Origin of the sequence: Methylovirgula sp. 4M-Z18 (assembly GCF_037890675.1) — a bacterium.
In the GTDB taxonomy this organism is placed as follows: domain Bacteria; phylum Pseudomonadota; class Alphaproteobacteria; order Rhizobiales; family Beijerinckiaceae; genus 4M-Z18.
The window spans coordinates 2,304,728-2,322,729 of the sequence record NZ_CP149574.1 but is presented as its reverse complement, the minus strand read 5'-3'; the positions used below and the strand labels follow the sequence as shown (position 1 = coordinate 2,322,729).

General features: G+C 60.0%; 15 protein-coding genes. 4 read left to right on the top strand and 11 right to left on the bottom strand.

Annotation, left to right across the window (positions count from 1 at the left end; translation table 11 throughout):
- Positions 1 to 11 precede the first annotated feature (11 nt).
- The 4 genes from purF to radA form a co-directional block, all read right to left on the bottom strand.
- Positions 12 to 1,481, bottom strand: a complete 1,470-nt coding sequence (gene purF / locus V9T28_RS10765) for an amidophosphoribosyltransferase (protein ID WP_245423984.1) — start codon at positions 1,479 to 1,481, stop codon at positions 12 to 14.
- 116 nt (positions 1,482 to 1,597) lie between these two features.
- The gene (locus V9T28_RS10760) at positions 1,598 to 2,293 is read right to left on the bottom strand and encodes a CvpA family protein (protein ID WP_116398962.1); all 696 of its coding nucleotides are present in this window, start codon (positions 2,291 to 2,293) and stop codon (positions 1,598 to 1,600) included.
- A 161-nt stretch (positions 2,294 to 2,454) separates the two neighbouring features.
- Positions 2,455 to 3,012, bottom strand: a complete 558-nt coding sequence (locus V9T28_RS10755; RefSeq protein WP_245423867.1) for a GNAT family N-acetyltransferase — start codon at positions 3,010 to 3,012, stop codon at positions 2,455 to 2,457.
- A gap of 49 nt (positions 3,013 to 3,061) precedes the next feature.
- On the bottom strand, positions 3,062 to 4,456 hold the full coding sequence (gene radA / locus V9T28_RS10750) for a DNA repair protein RadA (RefSeq protein WP_116398961.1): 1,395 nt from the start codon (positions 4,454 to 4,456) through the stop codon (positions 3,062 to 3,064).
- Between the two features lie 109 nt (positions 4,457 to 4,565).
- Here radA and V9T28_RS10745 point away from each other — a divergent pair, with 109 nt between their 5' ends.
- Entirely contained in the window at positions 4,566 to 5,270 is a 705-nt protein-coding gene (locus V9T28_RS10745) for a GH25 family lysozyme (protein ID WP_116398960.1), read from the top strand.
- 8 nt (positions 5,271 to 5,278) lie between these two features.
- On the opposite strand, the gene V9T28_RS10740 is transcribed toward V9T28_RS10745, so the two are convergent.
- From V9T28_RS10740 to V9T28_RS10720, 5 genes are all read right to left on the bottom strand, one after another.
- Positions 5,279 to 6,565, bottom strand: coding sequence for a cytochrome c (locus V9T28_RS10740; RefSeq protein WP_116398959.1), 1,287 nt, complete (start codon positions 6,563 to 6,565; stop codon positions 5,279 to 5,281).
- A gap of 5 nt (positions 6,566 to 6,570) precedes the next feature.
- Positions 6,571 to 7,116 (bottom strand): (2Fe-2S)-binding protein, encoded by a 546-nt coding sequence (locus V9T28_RS10735; protein ID WP_116398958.1) that lies wholly within the window; start codon positions 7,114 to 7,116, stop codon positions 6,571 to 6,573.
- Positions 7,113 to 9,938 (bottom strand): xanthine dehydrogenase family protein molybdopterin-binding subunit, encoded by a 2,826-nt coding sequence (locus V9T28_RS10730; protein WP_116398957.1) that lies wholly within the window; start codon positions 9,936 to 9,938, stop codon positions 7,113 to 7,115. The genes V9T28_RS10735 and V9T28_RS10730 overlap by 4 nt, the downstream gene beginning before the upstream one ends.
- A 164-nt stretch (positions 9,939 to 10,102) precedes the next feature.
- On the bottom strand, positions 10,103 to 11,206 hold the full coding sequence (alr, locus tag V9T28_RS10725; protein WP_116398956.1) for an alanine racemase: 1,104 nt from the start codon (positions 11,204 to 11,206) through the stop codon (positions 10,103 to 10,105).
- Positions 11,207 to 11,208: 2 nt separating this feature from the next.
- Positions 11,209 to 12,702 (bottom strand): replicative DNA helicase, encoded by a 1,494-nt coding sequence (locus tag V9T28_RS10720; protein WP_116398955.1) that lies wholly within the window; start codon positions 12,700 to 12,702, stop codon positions 11,209 to 11,211.
- Positions 12,703 to 12,982: 280 nt separating this feature from the next.
- Between V9T28_RS10720 and V9T28_RS10715 the strand changes: the two genes are divergently transcribed.
- From V9T28_RS10715 to V9T28_RS10705, 3 genes are read left to right on the top strand one after another with little or no spacing between them, the layout of a single operon-like run.
- Positions 12,983 to 13,672 carry a class I SAM-dependent methyltransferase gene (locus tag V9T28_RS10715; protein WP_116398954.1) on the top strand — a complete coding sequence of 230 codons (690 nt, stop codon included), beginning with the start codon at positions 12,983 to 12,985 and terminating at the stop codon, positions 13,670 to 13,672.
- Positions 13,673 to 13,714: 42 nt separating this feature from the next.
- Positions 13,715 to 14,152, top strand: a complete 438-nt coding sequence (locus V9T28_RS10710; protein WP_116398953.1) for a DUF1489 family protein — start codon at positions 13,715 to 13,717, stop codon at positions 14,150 to 14,152.
- A gap of 20 nt (positions 14,153 to 14,172) precedes the next feature.
- The gene (locus V9T28_RS10705) at positions 14,173 to 14,676 is read left to right on the top strand and encodes a copper chaperone PCu(A)C (protein ID WP_116398952.1); all 504 of its coding nucleotides are present in this window, start codon (positions 14,173 to 14,175) and stop codon (positions 14,674 to 14,676) included.
- A gap of 77 nt (positions 14,677 to 14,753) precedes the next feature.
- On the opposite strand, the gene clpA is transcribed toward V9T28_RS10705, so the two are convergent.
- A complete protein-coding gene (gene clpA, locus V9T28_RS10700; RefSeq protein WP_116398951.1) occupies positions 14,754 to 17,216 on the bottom strand; it encodes an ATP-dependent Clp protease ATP-binding subunit ClpA in 2,463 nt (820 codons plus the stop codon).
- 55 nt (positions 17,217 to 17,271) lie between these two features.
- On the bottom strand, positions 17,272 to 17,667 hold the full coding sequence (gene clpS / locus V9T28_RS10695) for an ATP-dependent Clp protease adapter ClpS (RefSeq protein WP_445242167.1): 396 nt from the start codon (positions 17,665 to 17,667) through the stop codon (positions 17,272 to 17,274).
- Positions 17,668 to 18,002 lie beyond the last annotated feature (335 nt).

Here is an 18,002-nt window from a genome sequence, read left to right as displayed (position 1 = left end):
GAAAATCTGTTTCATCCGGCTTCCGCCAGCAAGCCCAATTCCTGTTTCGCGCTTTCTCCGATCAGATCGGTCAGCGGCGTCGGATAGTCGCCGGTAAAGCAATGGTCGGTGAATTGCGGCTGCGCATTGTTGCGGCCGTCGTAGCCCATCGCGCGGTAAATGCCGTCGACCGTGAGGAAGGCGAGGGAATCGGCGCCGACATAGCGGCGCATCTCTTCCAGATTCATCGTGGCGGCGAGCAGTTTTTCGCGATTGGGCGTGTCGATGCCATAATAATCGGGATGGGTGATGGGCGGCGATGAAATACGGAAATGCACCTCGCGCGCGCCGGCGTCGCGCATCATGCGCACGATTTTCACCGATGTCGTGCCGCGCACGATGGAATCGTCGATCAGCACGATCCGCTTGCCCTGCACGACCGCGCGATTGGCGCTGTGTTTCATACGCACGCCGAGCTCGCGGATCGACTGGGTCGGCTCGATGAAGGTGCGGCCGACATAATGGTTGCGGATGATGCCGAGTTCGAACGGAATGCCGGATTCTTGCGCATAGCCGATCGCTGCCGGCACGCCGGAATCGGGCACCGGCACGATCACATCCGCCTCGACTGGGGCTTCACGCGCCAATTGCGCACCCATGTTCTTGCGCACCGTATAGACGGGCCGCCCATGGACGACCGAATCGGGCCGCGCGAAATAGACATATTCGAAAATACAGGGACGCATCGGCTGCGGCGGGAAGGGCTTCAAGCTTTCCAGGCCGCTCTCCGAGATGATCACGATCTCGCCGTTCTCGACATCGCGCACGAACCGCGCGCCGATAATGTCGAGCGCACAGGTCTCGGAGGCGAGGATGTAATGGCCGTTCAGTTCGCCGATCACCAGCGGACGGATGCCGAGCGGGTCGCGAGCACCCACGAGCTTCTTGTTGGTGAGGCAGACGAGGGCATAGGCGCCTTCCAATTGCCGGACCGCCTCGATGAACCGTTCTACAAACCGGGTCTTGCGGCTGCGCGCGACGAGCTGCAGCACGACCTCGGTATCGGAGGTCGACTGATAGATCGCGCCTTCACGGATCAGGTTGCGGCGCTGGGTCAAGCCGTTGGTCAGATTGCCGTTATGGGCGACGGCAAAGCCGCCGGCGTCGAGCTCGGCAAACAGCGGCTGTACGTTGCGCAAGATCGTCTCGCCCGTCGTCGAATAGCGCACGTGGCCGATCGCGATGTGACCGGGCAGGCGTTGAATGGTCGAGGCTGTTGCGAAATGATCGCCGACGAGGCCGAGCCGGCGTTCGGAATGAAAGCGTTTGCCGTCGAAGGCCACGATGCCCGCAGCTTCCTGGCCGCGGTGCTGCAACGCGTGCAGGCCGAGCGCCGTGATCGTCGCCGCTTCGGGATGACCGAAAATGCCGAAGACGCCACACTCCTCGCGCAGCCGATCCTCGTCAGGGTCGAAAACGCAAGGGGAATCCATCGCGGTCATGGAACTGTCACGATCTGCAGCAGCGGTCATGTGGTCTGCTCCTATCATCCTCGCCCGTCGTGGAAATCACCCACTAGATGGTTCGCTTTGGCCGAAAAAGCAAACCACGCTTTGCCTTAATGTGCTTGCGTCGGTGCAGCCAAGAGATTGTTCAACTGTTCTGCGTCGGATGGGGTGGCCGCCGCCGCACGCGTCGTGTTGCCGCCGCGCTGAATCGGCGACAATTGGGTGTGATTGTCCGCAGGCGGGGGGGCGTTGTTGTTGTTCGGCACATTGTCCTGCGGTGGCGCTTGCGGCGCGCCGCGGAACTTGTTGGCCAAATTGTTGAACTGTTCGGGCAGGTCGGCGGGCAACTGGGATTTCAACCACTCGGCGCTCGCCTCCAGGAACGGCCGCGACTTGGCGTTCGTCACCCATTCCGGAATCTTGCCTTGGGCGAAACCTTCGAACAGGCCGAAGGCAATGACTGCGATCAAGAGGCCGCGGAAGGCGCCGAACACGAAGCCGAGCGAGCGGTCGAGCGCACCGATCTTGGAATCCATGATGAGGTCGGAGATCTTGATCGTGACAATCGAAATCACGATGAGCGTCACGATAAACACCGCAACGATCGCGATGACCATCGCGATGAGATCTTTTTGAATATATTGTTTCACATAAGGCAGAAGGACGGGGAAGAAATAATAAGCGGTGATACCGGCGACAACCCACGATGCGATGGCGAGCACCTCACGTGTGAAGCCGCGGACCATGGCCAGAAGCGCGGAAACCAAAACGATACCGATCACACCAAGATCGAGATAAGAAGGCATGGACGCTAAGCCTCTGCTACTCGGGCTGCTCGGCAGCCCTCAAAAAGCTAGAAAGACAAATCCGGTGCATCGCACCCGGAGGGCCTTATAACGAAGCCGATCTACCCCGTCACCTTATTTCCTCGGAAATTCAGTGATAATTTGGCAACGGTTTAAGCCGCTTAGGCTCCATTTTCGCCAAGACGGAATTGCACCAATGGTTTGTCGGCGTACATGAGACGCAGCTCTTCACGATATCCGCATTTGAGTGCCACTTTGATCGAGGCGATATTGTCCGGGTGGATCGTGCAGAACTTGCGGACATCGGCGTAATGCTTTTGTCCCCACGACAAAATTGCCTGCGAGGCTTCAGTCGCATAGCCCTTGCCTTCCATGGCGGGATGAATGCTCCAGCCTTGCTCCATCCAGTTATCCTGACAAGGTTCTATGTCCCGGTGCATATTGGTGAACCCGGCCGAGCCGACCATCGTATTCGTCGGCTTTTCGCAGATGAGCCAGAAGCCGTAGCCAAGTTTTGCCCACATGCCGGCATAGCGCATCATCCGCGACCAAATCTCTTCGCGGCTTGGAATTTTGCCGGTCGTGTAGCGAGTCATGGAGGGCTCGGCCCAATAGGCAGCCATGGCGGCGAAATCATCGACCTCGTAGCCCCGCAGGATGAGGCGATCCGTTTCAAGACGTGGGGCGATTGTGAATTTCATCAACATAATCAATGCCATTGCGCGATTCGTCGCAAGCTAGCATATTGTGGCGGAACGACAATGGCCTCTAGCCTTTTGGCTTAGCCGCGACACCCGCGGCGGCAATGTCGGCCACCACCCCGGCAATATGGGTTGCCGGACGCAGCGGAATCGGAGAGGTTTCGCCGCCATCGCCAGGCAGGGGTGGGGCGACGGCCGATTTGAACCCGAGCTTCGCCGCTTCTTTCAAGCGCAGACCCGCATGGATCACCGGGCGGATCGCACCCGAGAGGCCGATTTCGCCGAAGAACGCCGCGTCGGACGGCAGTTGCGCGCCTGTGAGCGACGAGACGAGCGCCGCTGCCGCCGCGAGATCCGCGGCCGGCTCGCCCACCCGCAAGCCGCCGGCCACATTCAGATAGATATCATGCTGGCCGAGGCGCAGTCCGGCGTGGGCTTCCAGAACGGCGATCACCATGGCGAGCCGGTTGGAGTCCCAGCCAACCACCGCACGGCGTGGTGTGCCAAGTGAAGTCGGCGCGACAAGCGCTTGAACTTCCACGAGAACGGGGCGCGTTCCCTCCATCCCGGCAAAAACCGCCGCGCCCGGCGCCGTGACATCGCGGCCGGACAGAAATAGGGCGGACGGATTGGCGACTTCGGACAGGCCTTGTCCGGTCATTTCGAAGACGCCGATTTCGTCCGTCGCGCCGAAACGGTTTTTGACCGCCCGCAAAATGCGAAAATGATGGCCGCCGTCGCCTTCGAAAGAAATGACCGCATCCACCATGTGTTCGACGACCCGAGGACCGGCGATCTGACCGTCCTTGGTGACATGGCCCACCAGGATGACGGCTGCGCCGCTCGTCTTGGCGTAGCGGATCAGCGCCTGGGCCGATCCGCGCACCTGCGTGACCGTGCCCGGCGCCGAATCGACCGAATCAGTCCACATGGTCTGAATGGAATCAATGATCACCAGCCCCGGCGTCCTGCTTTGCCGCAACGTCGCGATAATGTCCTCGACCGAGGTTTCCGCGGCAAGCTCGACGGGCGCGCTGGCAAGCCCGAGGCGCTCGGCGCGCAGCCGCACCTGTGCCACGGCCTCTTCGCCGGAGATGTAGACGACCCGGTGCTTGCGATGGGCGAGGGCGGCGCAGGCCTGGATCAGCAGGGTCGATTTGCCGATACCCGGCTCGCCGCCGATGAGAATAACGGAGCCCGGCACGAAGCCGCCACCCGTGACCCGATCAAGCTCGCCGATCCCGGCGACGATGCGTGGCTCCGGTTTGTGCTGACCCGTGAGGCCTTCGAGGGGAAAGATTCGTCCCTTGCCGGCGCCCCGCGCCGCCTGGGCGCCGATACCGGACGAAAGGCTCTCTTCGACGATCGAATTCCATTCGCCGCACGCCTCGCACTTGCCCTGCCAGCGTTGGGAGACGGCGCCGCAATTCTGGCAGATGAAGGTGGAGCGGAGTTTGGCCATGCGATACTAGAGGAGTGAGTCGGGATAAGAACGTATATAGAACGTTCTTTCGATTCGAGTCCAGGCCTATCGCAGCGGAGTGGAATTGCAGCGTCGATCTCGGAGATTTATGGGCTGGCTGACCTTCGTCATCGTGATGGCGGGGGTCCTCGGTGGCGGGCTGTCCGCGGCGTTCTATTATGGCTGGCCGCTCGCGCTCGTTGGCCAGGTGGTCGGCGTGGACGTGTCGCATTATCAGGGCGATATCGATTGGCCGTCCCTTGCCAGCAGCCGCGTGCGTTTCGCCTATATCAAGGCGACCGAGGGCTCAAATCTGCAGGACGATCATTTTCAGCGCAATTGGGCCAGCGCGGCGCAAGCCGGGGTCGTGCGCGGCGCCTATCATTTTTTCACGCTGTGCAGCAAAGCCGAAGATCAGGCCAAGAATTTCATCGCCACGGTTCCGAGCGCGTCCGATGCGCTGCCGCCGATGATCGATCTTGAGACCCTCGGTCCGTGCGGCAACAAATATGTGATGAAGGATCCGGTGGCCGAAATCGCCAAATTGCAAAAGCTGCTCGCCGACAAATACGGCCGCCAGCCGGTGCTCTATGTGACGGACGAGTTCGAGCGCACCTACCTGCAAGGCCAGTTCGACGACAAGGATATTTGGGTGCGGAGCATCCAATGGCCGCCGAACTACCGCGTCCAGCAATGGGTCATCTGGCAATATCACGATCACGCCCGGCGCCCGGGCGTCGCGACGGATCTTGATCTGAATTTCTTCCGTGGTGGCGATTGGGCCTTCGACGCTTGGCGCAAAGGCGAGCGGTAGACTGTCGATCAATTGTCCAGGCGAGTTTGGCGAACATCGTCCAGCGTGACCTTCGGTTCCTGGCCTCCCCACGACGCGCGCAGCCAATTGGCAAGATCTGCGACCTGCTGATCGGTGAGCAGGGTCTTAAAGCCCGGCATCGGCTGCATCCGCTCCAGACCTGGAAAATGCTGTGCCGGAATACCGTCGAGGACGGCGCGGATCAGATTGCGTCCACTGGAAAGACGTAAAGATGTATTGGTCGTGAGCGGCACGACAACGTGCGGAATGCCTTGCCCGTCGGCGCCGTGGCAGCCGGAACAGACTGCGACATAGGTTGTCTTCGCCGACGCCGCGACATCGGATGCGATGGCGACAGGCTTTGGTGGCTCCGGCGGAATCGTACTGTCCGGCATCTTGTCGAGATCGAAAAGATAGGCAGACAGCGCGTTCAGGTCGTCGCGGCTCATATATTGCGTCGAGAAATGCACGACCTCGAACATCTGATTGGCCATCGCGCCCTGGTTCGAGATTCCCGATTTCATGAACGACGCCAAGACCGAGGGCTCGAACCCCATTTGCGTCAAACCGGCCTTGGTGATGTCCGGCGCGACAACGCCTTCCAGCAACGCGCCTTGGAGATAGGCGTCCTGCCGCATCCCCATCAAGAGATTGCGCGGCGTGTGGCATTCACCACAATGCGCAAGTGCATCGGTCAAGTATCTGCCGCGATTCCAAGTTTCCGAACGGGCGGCATCGGCACTCGCCGCGCTCCCAGGAAGATTGAAGAGGTTCCAGAATGTGAGACCTTGGCGGATATTGAATGGAAACGTCAGTTCCGCCGGCTTGTTCGGCACATTCATCGGCGCGCGCGTCATCAGATAGGCATAGACCGCATCGACATCCTCCGGTGTCATGTTGCGGTAAGAGGCATAGGGCATGGCGGGAAAAAGATGGCCGCGCCTGCCGATACCGTCACGGACCGCGCGATGGAATTCCGCACGGGTCCAACTGCCGATACCATTCTCTTTGTCCGGTGAAATATTCGTCGCGTAGAGCGTTCCGAACGGCGTTGCGAATGGCAAGCCGCCGGCCCAGGGCGCACCGTCCTTGGCGGTGTGACAGGCATAGCAATCGGCGGCCACGGCGACATAGGCGCCGCGCTCGGCGAGTGCCTTCATTTGATCGACGGACAATGGTTGCTCGATGTCTTTCGCAACCACGCTTTTCTCGAACAGCCCGATAAAGACGCACCCTGCGAACAGCCCAACGAGAATGACGAGCGCTGCCGCGACCAAGAGAAGTTTCTTCAGCATGCGCGCTAGGCCTTCACCAATCCGGGGGTCTGCAGAATGAGATCGCGCACCGCTTCGAGGTAGCGGACATAGCCGGAGCAGCGGCATATATGCCGGTCGAGCGCCTCGACGATGGTCGGCTCCAGCTCCTCGCGACGGATCGGATTACGCTTCAGTTGATCCATGAGCACCGTCGCGCCCGTCACGAAGCCTGGCGTGCAATAGCCGCACTGAAAGGAAAAATGCTCGATGAATGCCTGCTGCACCGGGGACAATGCAACAATCGCGCCCGTCGCGTCGCGCTTTGCGTGGCCCTCCACCGTGCGCACTTTCTTACCGGCAAACCAATGGGCGCCCATGATGCAGGTGCGCGTTTCCTCGAGCGCGCCATCATCTTTCTCGACGATGATGGTGCAAGCGTGGCAAATGCCCTGGCCGCACCCCATGCGCGATGCGGTGAGGTTGAGATATTCGTAGAGGAAATCCTGCATCATCATGGCTTCGGGCACATCGATGGGACCGACCGCCTGATCGTTGATGGTCAGGGAGAGCTTCTTCGTCGCAATGGTCACGCCAAGGCCTCCCGGATTTTTTCCGCAGTGATGGGCAGAGAATAAAACCGCTTGCCGATGGCATGGGCGACGGCGTTGGCAATGGCGGGAACGATCGCGATCATCACCACTTCCGCCATGCCTTTGGGAGGATCCGTATCCGATAGGGGCGGCAGCGATTCCGATGTCTGCGACCACACGGCAACGTCTTTGGCCGTTGGGAGCTCGTAGCGGTTCCAATTCCATGTCCCGTCTCCGGGACCGTCCTCGTAGAGGGGCAGATATTCTTTCAGGACGTGGCCGATACCCATGGCGAGGGCGCCTTGTACCTGACCAGAGACGAGTTCTGGCACGATCTGCGTCCCGCAGTCATAGATCGAGTGATGCGAAAGCACGGAGACGCTGCCGGTTGCCGTGTCGACGACGATTTCAGCGAGACTCGCCATGGGGGCGTAATAGGTGACACCGGCATTGTTGCGCTGGGTCGGCGGATAGAAGACCGCCGCGCGCTCGACGAATTGCCAGCCCTCCAAGGTCATCAGCGCCTTGCGCTCCGGCGCTGCACCGTCGCCATATTTGACGGCGAGTGCATCGATGGCAAAGCGATGATGGCCGGCTCCTTCGACATCAAATTCGGCCTCCGCCCATTGCCAGCGATTGAAGGTGTGAACGGTCACGCCCGTCACGAGGCCAAGGCGGTGGGCCTCTGCCGCGACGGCAGCAAAAGGCAGCGGCTGCATGCCGGCGGCATTGATAGCTCCCTGCGCGAGCCGCAATTCGTCGCGCCGTACCGATTCAGGCGCGATCTGGCCACCGCCAACGCCCTGCGACCACAGCGAACGGGCCGCCGGCCAGATTGCCAGATCGACCAGGGCGCGCGCGGCCTCGCGCGTCGCATGACCGAGATAGTACACGCTGTTGGATGCACTCATGGGCGAGGTGAAAGTGGGAGTCCACCGCGGATTCTTCTTGCGTTCATCCTCGTCGGCTTGCGCCATCGTATAAGGTTCGTCAGTGGTCTCGAGCGGCATTTGCGGCCACAGGATCTTGCCGAATTCCGTTTCATCCGGCGCCCGTCCAAGAATGTCACCCACCATGATGGCCTGGGACGTGGTTGCGCCGGTGCCGATCTCGTGCGCGACGTGGGAAAGCTTGAGGCGTCCCTGCGTGTCAAACTCGATCGCGACGAGTGCTGACTCGGCTCCGGTGCCGTAATCCTTCTGCACGTGGCCGTAACCGATGCCGTATTTCTTGCCGGGGTTTGCCGCTTCGTATGCCACTTTTTTCTGCTGACGATTGGCCCAAAGAGGATGTTGTTTCGCCTTGCGCAGGATTTCCTCATGGCGCATTGCGCCGGACGGGATCGCGCCCTGCGTATTCTTCATCCCAGTCCTAAAAGCATTCTTCAGCCGCAGGTCGATCGCGTCGATCTTCAGCAACTCGGCGGCTTCGTCGACCATCATTTCGGTCGCCGACATGCTTTGCAACGTGCCGTAGCCGCGAGTCGATCCGGCATCGACGGCGCGCGAGGCCAAGATCGCAACCGAGAAGTCGCTCTTGGGCAAATAATAGATTGACTGCGCTGCGGTCGCGCCGACTGTGCCGACCTCGACTGAAAAATTCTGGCGGCCGCCGCCGTCGTTCTTGAACCGTCCGGTCATGGCTTGGAATTGGCCGGTTTTCCGATCGACGACCAGCACATTGTCCATCCAGAAGGCGTGACGCTTCAGCGCCATCTGGAATTGTTCATACCGGTCGTTGGCGAGACGCACCGGTCGCCCATCGCCGTAGAGCCCGGCCAGCACGCAGTAGAACGGGAAAATCGAGTGATCTTTGGTGCCGTACCCAACCGTATAGCCAAGCCGCAAATCGATCTGCTTGAGCGGAAATTTCGATTTCGACACCATGTGAGCGGTGACACCGGCGACTTCGTACGGCGATTGCGTCGCCATCATCGCATGGAGAATCTGGGTTGCGGGATCGTACCAGACGTTGCCGTTGTCCGCTTCCATGGCCGAAGCATCGGTCGATTGTGAGAAGTAGGACCGGCGCAGAACCAGCTTGTCGTCGCCGGCTGCGGCAATGTCCTTTTCGATCTGCGCCGCAGCAAGCATGCCGCGAGCCATGGCGGTGTCGTCACCGGCCACAGGCCATTGCGGATCGTCCCCCTTGAAACCGGTAAAAATCGTTGTCTCTTTGAAAGGAGAATATTGATCGTTCGCAGAGGGATCGCCGCCATCAATTCTGACATAACGGGCGGCGCCATAATGGGCGGGCGTGCTGAGCGGTGCCTTGTCGCCGAACCGCACGATGCTGTCGTCGAAACGCAGCATGCGCTTGGCCGCGTCATAACGGGCGAAATCGTGATAGATCAGCATCGCGACCGGTTGCCCCAATAGGCGCGCCGTCTGCCCCTTGGGGACGAAGAAGACGTCGCCGTAAAATCCAGGCACCGGAATTTCGATGCCATCGGCGACAAGATCTTCGTGCAGCACGACGCGGTCCGGCCTGAGGTCGTCCTTTAAAACGCGAAGATCGATGCCTTCGAATGTACGGTCCACCTTGGTCGCATGCAGCATAAGCGCATGCGACTGCTGAGTGGGCCAGCCGGCAAGGTCACGCGCACGATAATCGCGCGTAAAAGTCTTTTGGCCGGTGACCTTGGCGATCGCATCGAGGCGGTATTTGGGTTTGCCGGTGGGCTTCAGCCAATCGGCGCCGGGACGCGGCGGCGTTTCAATCAGGTCGGCTTTTGCAGCCGTCGCAAGATAGGAGATTTTGACCGCGACGCCCGCAGCGGCCGCGCTCATGAGCAGTTTCCTGCGGGAAATGGGGGCTTTCATGATTGTTTCCTGCTTCGCGTCTAGCAGAATCGATCTTTGTTATTTTGGGCAGTCTCTCGCGACCATAAGGTTTGCTTAGGCCGTGCGCAACAAGCCAAGCAGGTCGCTATGGGATGATGAAGACATGTGAAGTGCTGAACGCTGCAGGCGGATTTGGTGTCCGGTTACGCGATGTAGCGCCGGGTAAAGCGGCGGCCGAGGCTGGTGAGAATTTCGTAGCCGATTGTGCCCGAGCGCTCGGCCAGATCGTTCACACTGATCTCGTCGCCGAGAATGCGCGCCATGGCGGCATGTTGCAGCGCCTCTTCCGGTACATCGGTGACATCGACGACCGTCAGATCCATGGATGTGCGGCCGACGAACGGGCAGGGGTAGCCGGCGATGATTGCCTGTGCGCCCGGCGTCGTGCGCCCGTCGATGTGGCCGGCGCCCATGGGGAACCCGTCGGCATAGCCAAGACTCAAGATCGCCAGACGCGACGGTCGCGGCGCCGTCCAGCGGGCATTGTAGCCGACGGTCTGGCCGGCGGCGATCTGCCGGATCTGCAGGATGCGCACGTCGAGCGCGACGACTGGCCGCATCGGATTGGCGCGGCCCGGAGTCGGATTGCCGCCGTAAAGCGCAAAGCCGGGGCGCACCAGGTCATGGAAGGGGCGTTGCTCCAGAAATATGCCGCTCGAATTGCATAGGCTCGCCGGGACCGACGCGTCGAAATAATTGCGCACATGCGCGAAATGATCGATCTGCCGTTGATTGCCGGCATTGTCCGGTTCCTCCGCAGCGATGAAGTGGCTCATCAGCAGGGCGGGCGGCGCCGGCAGGTTGGCCGCGAGAATCTGTTCCGTTCCCGGCTCGAAGCCAAGCCGGTTCATGCCGGATTCCACATGCAGCGCGAACGGCTGCCGCATATGGTTTTGCCACAGCACGAGATCCTGCGGGCTACCGATCACGGCGCGCAAATTATATTGACCGTAGAGCGCGACGCTGTCGGCGGGCAGGCCGTTGAGCACGTAGATCGTTGCGTCGCTCGCAACCGCACGTGCGCGGATCGCTTCGCTGACATGGGCGGTAAAGAATGTTTTGCAGCCGGCACGCAGCAATGCCGGCACTGCTTGCTCGATCCCGATGCCATAGGCATTGGCCTTGACCACCGCCGTGCATTCCGCCGGCGCGACTCGGGCTTTCAGCAGGCGCCAATTGTCCGCGAGGGCGCGCAAGTCGATGGTGAGAATGCCGTTGGATTGGGTCTCGAGAATATCAGGAATCATGCTCAATCCATCTGTACCGGCAGATTGTCCTCGCTCGCAAGATCCGAGAAGCGCGTCACTTCGGCTTCGAATTGCAGCTCGACCGTTCCCGTCGGGCCATGGCGCTGCTTACCGATGATCACTTCGGCGCGGCCATGCGCGCGCTCCATTTCGTTCATCCAGGTGATATGTTCCTCGGTGCCCGCCCGCGGCTCGCGATTTTTCAGATAATATTCTTCGCGATACACGAAGATCACCACGTCGGCGTCCTGTTCGATAGAGCCTGATTCACGCAAGTCCGACAATTGCGGGCGCTTGTCGTCGCGCTGTTCGACCTGACGCGAGAGCTGCGACAGCGCAATGATAGGGACGCTGAGTTCTTTGGCCAGGGCTTTGAGACCGGTGGTGATTTCCGTCAGCTCCTGCACGCGATTGTCGCCTTTCGATTTGGAGCCGGAGAGGAGCTGAATATAGTCGATGATCAACACGTCAAGGCCGCGCTGGCGCTTGAGGCGGCGGGCCCGGGCTGTCAGTTGCGCGATCGAGATGCCGCCGGTCTGGTCGATGTAGAATGGGATCGTTTGAATTTCGCGCGCCGCATCGGTGAGATGCTGAAAATCATGCTCCGTCATATCGCCGCGGCGAATTTTGTAGGAGGCGACGCCGGATTGTTCAGCGATGATACGGGCGGCCAATTGCTCCGCCGACATTTCGAGCGAAAAGAAGCCGACGATGCCGCCATTGACGGCCTCGTGCGACCCGTCGGCTTTCGTTTCGAACCGGTAGGCCTTGGCGATGTTGAAGCCGATATTGGTTGCAAGCGACGTCTTGCCCATGCCCGGTCGCCCGGCAAGGACGAGGAGGTCGGAGCGCTGCAAGCCGCCCATCACGCGGTCGAGTTCTCTCAAGCCGGTTGACACGCCCGATAAAGCCCCATCGCGCTGGAAGGCCTTGGCCGCCATATCCATGGCGATGGTGAGCGCATTGCCGAAAGATTGGAACCCGCCATCGGCACGGCCGCTTTCTGCGACCTGATACAGATTGCGCTCGGCCTCTTCGATCTGGGTGCGCGGCGTGAGATCGACCGGCGCGTCGTAGGCAGTGTTGACAATGTCTTCGCCGATACGAATGAGCTGGCGGCGGACGGCAAGGTCATAAATGGCGTGCGCATAGTCGCCGACATTGATGATCGACGTGGCCTCCGAGGCCAAACGACCAAGATATTTTGCCGGATTGACGTCGCCCCATTCCGCTTCGTTCAGGAAGGTTTTGACGGTTACGGTCGATGCGATCTTGCCGGAACGAATGAGCGAGGCGCAAATTTCGTAAATCTTGCCGTGCCGTGTCTCCTGAAAATGCTCCGCGCGCAAAAAATCGGAGACGCGGTCAAACGCGTCATTGTTGACCAGAATGGCGCCTAGCAAGGCCTGTTCCGCCTCGAGATTGTGCGGGGCAACGCGAAAGCTGGGTTGCTGCGCAACCGGAAGGCGTCCGGTCAATGGTTCGACATTCGCCATTTCTAATCGTTTCTAATCATTTTAAATAATCTCGTCTTAAACGCCGTTGCGGAGCGTTGATCCGACTCAAGTGCTTCAGTTTAACACAGAGATGGGCCGAAGAGGGGAGGCGTCTTCTGGCACGGGCGCTGGCTAAAGTGTTGAAGAATCGTTTTGCCGGCCTGACGTGCGAGTAGATATCAACATTATCCACTGCACCGCACGGGGCAAAAAAAGAGCTTGACGGGTTGGCGCCTTATTCGCATGGAGCGGGGCGCAGTGCTGATCGGAGTTTGTCGCTATGTCTTGGCGCGAGTTTTGGAACGGCGAACATTCCATTTATGTCAATGCCCGGCACAAGGCATTGCACTATGATCGCATCGCCAAGGACATGGCCGCGCTCGTTCCCCCCGGCGGCGCGCGCGTGCTCGATTACGGTTGTGGCGAGGCTCTCGGGGCCGCGATCGTCGCGGCGAAAGCGGCGCGGCTCTACCTTTATGATTCCGCGCCAAACGTGCAGGGTAAATTGCGTGGGCAATTTGCCGCGACTGCGAACGTCACGATTCTATCGGATAGCGATCTTGCGGCGTTGCCTGCTCAAAGCCTCGACATCGTAATTGCCAACTCGCTCTTGCAGTATTTGCGGCGTGACGAGTTTGGGCAATTGCTCGATTATTGGCACAATGCGCTCGGGCAGGGCGGACAGTTGATTTTGGCGGATGTTATTCCGCCCGATGCCAGCGCAATTTTGGATGTGCAGGCCTTGCTGGGCTTTGCCTGGCAGGGCGGGTTCTTCGCGGCCGCTTGCAAGGGGCTGGTCGCGACTTTCTTTTCCGATTATCGCAAGAAGCGCGGAGAAATTGGCCTGACACGGTATGGGATATCCGACATGCAGCAATTGCTCCGCGCGCACGGGTTTGAACCGCGGCGGGCCGCGCGGAATATCGGGCATAACCAGGACCGTCTGTGTTTTATTGCCGTGAAGACCTAAATTACATCTTGTCCGGCCCGCTTCGACCTCTCTAATAACAGCATGGCTCTGCATATCCTGAAATTATGTGTCGGCTGCGACTCGATCGCCGACCTCGAAGAATGGATCGAGTGGCGCCTTGCGGATAAAATCCGCCATGGCGAGACACCTGAGCACGCACATACGACGCGCATGGTGCCGAAACGGGTGGACGAGATCCTTGACGGGGGATCGCTCTATTGGGTGATCAAGGGCCAGGTGTCCAGCCGCCAACGCATTCTCGACATCCGACCTTTCACCGACGAGGAGGGGATCGGGCGGTGCCACATCGTTCTCGATCCCAAGGTCGTTCCGGTGATGCCGCGCTCGTGGCGGCCGTTCCAGGGTTGGCGTTATCTGGCCGACAAGGACGCGCCGAAGGACATCCGCGCGGGAGCGGGCCAACTGGCTGAAATGCCCGAAGATCTGCGCCGCGAGTTGCGCGAACTCGGGCTTCTGTAAAACCCACAAAGGGAGAGGTCATGAAAAGTCTTGCACGGATTTTGTCCAGCGCCGCCTTGGCCGTCGGATTGGCGGCGGCGAGCCTCGCTTCGGCCCCCGCGCGCGCCGATATGTCTACCGTCTACACGGCCGGCAAAATGAAGGTGAGCATGCCGTGGACGCGGGCGACACCTAAAGGCGTCGACGTCGCCGTGGGCTATGTCACCATCACCAATACGGGGACCGAGCCGGACCGGCTGACGGGCGGATCGACCTCCGTTGCCGCGCATTTCGAATTGCACGAAATGTCGACCTCCGGCGGCGTCATGAAAATGCGTGAGCTCGAGGGCATCGACATCAAGCCGGGCCAGACCGTGGAGCTGAAGCCGAACGGCTTTCACATCATGATGACCGACCTGAAGCAGCAGATCAAAAAGGGCGACCATATCAAGGCGACGTTGACCTTCGAAAAAGCGGGATCTGTCGATGTCGATTTCGAAGCCGGCGGCGTCGGCGGCGGGATGCCGGGCATGTCCGGCATGTAACAAGAGCCTTCACTACACATAAAAATGCCCCCAGCCGATCTTTCATCGGCGGGGGGCGAAGGTCATTCGTTTTCGGATCAATCGGTCTTTACCGGCGACTTGGGTTTGGTGCCGCGCTTCGGCCCGGATTTATCTTCACCGTCCTTGCGTGCCGCCGCCTTGCGTACTTCCGGCTCCGGCCGCAACCTCTTGCGGTTGGCTTCCATGATCTCCTTGTCCGGGCGCGGCAGCACCGGCCCTTCGGGATAGATGAAGCCAAGCTTCTTCTCGCCCGTCTCGGATGTCACCACCATCACCCGCACGGCGCCGCCGTGCTTCAGGCGGCCGAACAGCAATTCGTCGGCGAGCGGCGTCTTGATGGTCTGCTGGATGACACGGGCCATCGGCCGCGCACCCATTGCCTCATCATAGCCATTCTCGACCAGCCAATCGCGTGCCTCATCCGAGAGCTCGATCGTGACATTGCGGTCGGCAAGCTGCGCTTCGAGTTGCATGATGAATTTGTCGACCACTTTCGAGATCGTTTCTTTTGGCAGGCTGCCGAACGGCACGACCGCGTCGAGGCGGTTGCGGAACTCCGGCGAGAACATGCGGTTGACCGCTTCGACATCCTCGCCTTCGCGCTTGCTGCGGGTGAAGCCATAAGCCGCGCGCGCCATGTCGGCCGCGCCCGCATTGGTCGTCATGATCAAAATGACATTGCGGAAGTTGATCTGCTTGCCATTGTGATCGGTGAGTTTGCCGTGGTCCATCACCTGCAACAGGATGTTGAACAGTTCGGGATGCGCTTTCTCGATTTCGTCGAGCAGCAGCACGCAATGCGGATGCTGGTCGATGGCATCGGTGAGCAGACCGCCCTGGTCGAAGCCGACATAGCCGGGAGGTGCGCCGAGCAGACGGCTGACCGTATGGCGCTCCATATATTCCGACATGTCGAAGCGGATGAGCTCGACGCCCAGCGCTGTTGCCAATTGCCGCGCCACTTCGGTCTTGCCGACACCGGTCGGGCCGGAGAAGAGATAGGAGCCGATGGGCTTTTCGCTGTCGCGCAAGCCCGCCCGGGCGAGCTTGATCGCCGCGGTGAGCGAGGTGATGGCCGTGTCTTGACCGTAAACCACGCGCTTCAGCGTGTCTTCGAGATGCTGCAGAACTTCCGCATCATCCTTCGAAACGGTCTTCGGCGGAATGCGCGCCATCTGTGCAATCGTGGCTTCGATCTCCTTGATGCCGATCGTCTTCTTGCGCTTGGCTTCCGGCACCAGCATCTGCGATGCGCCGGTCTCGTCGATCACGTCGATCGCCTTGTCAGGCAATTTGCGATCGTGAATGTAGCGCGAGGACAGTTCCACCGCCGCCTTCACCGCTTCGCTGGTGTATTTGACGCGATGGAACTCTTCGAAATAGGGCTTCAGACCCTTCATGATTTCGATCGCGTCCGACACCGACGGCTCGTTGATGTCAATCTTCTGGAAGCGCCGCACGAGCGCGCGATCCTTCTCGAAATATTGCCGGAATTCCTTGTAGGTGGTCGAGCCGATGCAGCGCAGCGTGCCTTGCGCCAATGCAGGCTTCAGCAGGTTCGACGCATCCATCGCGCCGCCCGACGTCGCGCCGGCACCGATCACCGTGTGAATCTCGTCAATGAACAGAATGGCGTCCTTGTGCTGTTCGATTTCCTTCATCACCTGTTTCAGGCGCTCTTCGAAATCGCCGCGGTAGCGCGTGCCAGCGAGCAATGTGCCCATATCGAGGGCAAAGACGGTTGCGCCAGCGAGCACTTCCGGAACGTCGCCCTTCACGATCTTGCGGGCCAGGCCCTCGGCGATTGCGGTTTTACCAACGCCGGGATCACCGACGAGCAGCGGGTTGTTCTTCTGCCGGCGGCACAGGACCTGGATGGTCCGCTGCACTTCCGAGTCGCGACCGATCAGCGGATCGACCTTGCCGTCGCGCGCCTTCTTGTTGAGGTTGATGCAATACGCCTCGAGCGCGCCTTCCTTCTTCTTGTCGCCGGCAGGCTCTTTCGCGCTGGCGCTTTCGCGCTCGCTATGATCGTCTTCATTGGCGCCGCGCGGCGTTTTGTTCGGGTCGGACAGGCCGGGACGCTTGGCAATGCCATGGCTGATGTAATTCACCGCATCGTAGCGGGTCATGTCCTGCTCCTGCAGGAAGTAGGCGGCGTGGCTTTCCCGCTCGGCGAAGATCGCAACCAGCACGTTGGCGCCGGTTACCTCTTCGCGGCCCGAGGATTGGACATGGATCACGGCGCGTTGGATCACCCGGTGGAAGCCCGCCGTCGGTTTTGCCTCGTCGTGGCTGTCGCCGACGAGATTGGCAAGTTCCGTGTCGACATATTCGGTGAGGCTTTTCTTCAATTCGTCGAGATCGACCGAGCAGGCGCGCATCACGGCGGCGGCGTCCTGATCTTCGATCATGGCGAGGAGCAGGTGTTCCAGCGTCGCGTATTCGTGATGGCGCGCATTCGCCGATTCAAGTGCCCGGCGCAGCGTCAGTTCGAGATTTCTGGAGAAGGTCGGCATAGGATCTGCCTTTCTTGAACAATTTAGCGGGACAATTAGCTCGGATGCCGAACCTCTATTTCTTTTCCATAATGCACTGCAGCGGATGCTGGTGCTTACGGGAGAAATCCATGACTTGCGTCACTTTGGTTTCGGCGACTTCGTAGGTGAAAACCCCGCACTCGCCGACACCCTGATTGTGTACGTGAAGCATAATTCGTGCCGCTTCTTCGGCCTGCTTGTTAAAGAATTTTTGCAAGATGTGGATGACGAATTCCATTGGTGTGTAGTCGTCATTCAGCAGCAAAACCCTGTACATGCTGGGCTTTTTGGTCTGAGTCTTGGTTCGCGTGATGACCGCCGTGCCATGGCCGACGTCGCCCGGCCCGTCCTTGCGCGGCTCCTTGGCTGCGTACAATGGCACGGGGCCAGACAGCTCGCTCGAGGGATATTGTGGCGCAGCAGGCCAGATGCTCACGGTGGGTCTCCTGGAAAGAAGGCCACGAGTCGGATCGTGTCTTCAACATACATGATAATTTAGGAGCGATTTAGGCATTTCGCCAGAGGAAGGTGAAGTTAGCCCGCGTAGAGCCCTTAGCCTTTTGGGCAAAGGCCGAGCCGCAGCGCCGAGTGTTTGAGATACTTGGGAGCTCGCGCAGCAAAATCAATGTGCGATCGCGAAAATCGACTCCGCGTCGCGCCGTTGCACGATCGTCTATCAACCGGGTAAAGCAAAACGGCCCGGCAGAAGCCGGGCCGTTTGAAACGCAATTTACTCGTTACGCAACATTCCGGCGAAGCCGGAAA

Coding starts and splice junctions, on each gene's coding strand:
- clpA (WP_116398951.1), bottom strand. CDS start 17,216: ATGCCGACCTTCTCCAGAAATCTCGAACTGACGCTGCGCCGGGCACTT.
- V9T28_RS10740 (WP_116398959.1), bottom strand. CDS start 6,565: ATGCTGAAGAAACTTCTCTTGGTCGCGGCAGCGCTCGTCATTCTCGTT.
- V9T28_RS10715 (WP_116398954.1), top strand. CDS start 12,983: ATGTCTTGGCGCGAGTTTTGGAACGGCGAACATTCCATTTATGTCAAT.
- V9T28_RS10760 (WP_116398962.1), bottom strand. CDS start 2,293: ATGCCTTCTTATCTCGATCTTGGTGTGATCGGTATCGTTTTGGTTTCC.
- V9T28_RS10745 (WP_116398960.1), top strand. CDS start 4,566: ATGGGCTGGCTGACCTTCGTCATCGTGATGGCGGGGGTCCTCGGTGGC.
- V9T28_RS10720 (WP_116398955.1), bottom strand. CDS start 12,702: ATGGCGAATGTCGAACCATTGACCGGACGCCTTCCGGTTGCGCAGCAA.
- alr (WP_116398956.1), bottom strand. CDS start 11,206: ATGATTCCTGATATTCTCGAGACCCAATCCAACGGCATTCTCACCATC.
- V9T28_RS10705 (WP_116398952.1), top strand. CDS start 14,173: ATGAAAAGTCTTGCACGGATTTTGTCCAGCGCCGCCTTGGCCGTCGGA.
- purF (WP_245423984.1), bottom strand. CDS start 1,481: ATGACCGCGATGGATTCCCCTTGCGTTTTCGACCCTGACGAGGATCGG.
- V9T28_RS10710 (WP_116398953.1), top strand. CDS start 13,715: ATGGCTCTGCATATCCTGAAATTATGTGTCGGCTGCGACTCGATCGCC.
- radA (WP_116398961.1), bottom strand. CDS start 4,456: ATGGCCAAACTCCGCTCCACCTTCATCTGCCAGAATTGCGGCGCCGTC.
- V9T28_RS10755 (WP_245423867.1), bottom strand. CDS start 3,012: ATGGCATTGATTATGTTGATGAAATTCACAATCGCCCCACGTCTTGAA.
- V9T28_RS10730 (WP_116398957.1), bottom strand. CDS start 9,938: ATGAAAGCCCCCATTTCCCGCAGGAAACTGCTCATGAGCGCGGCCGCT.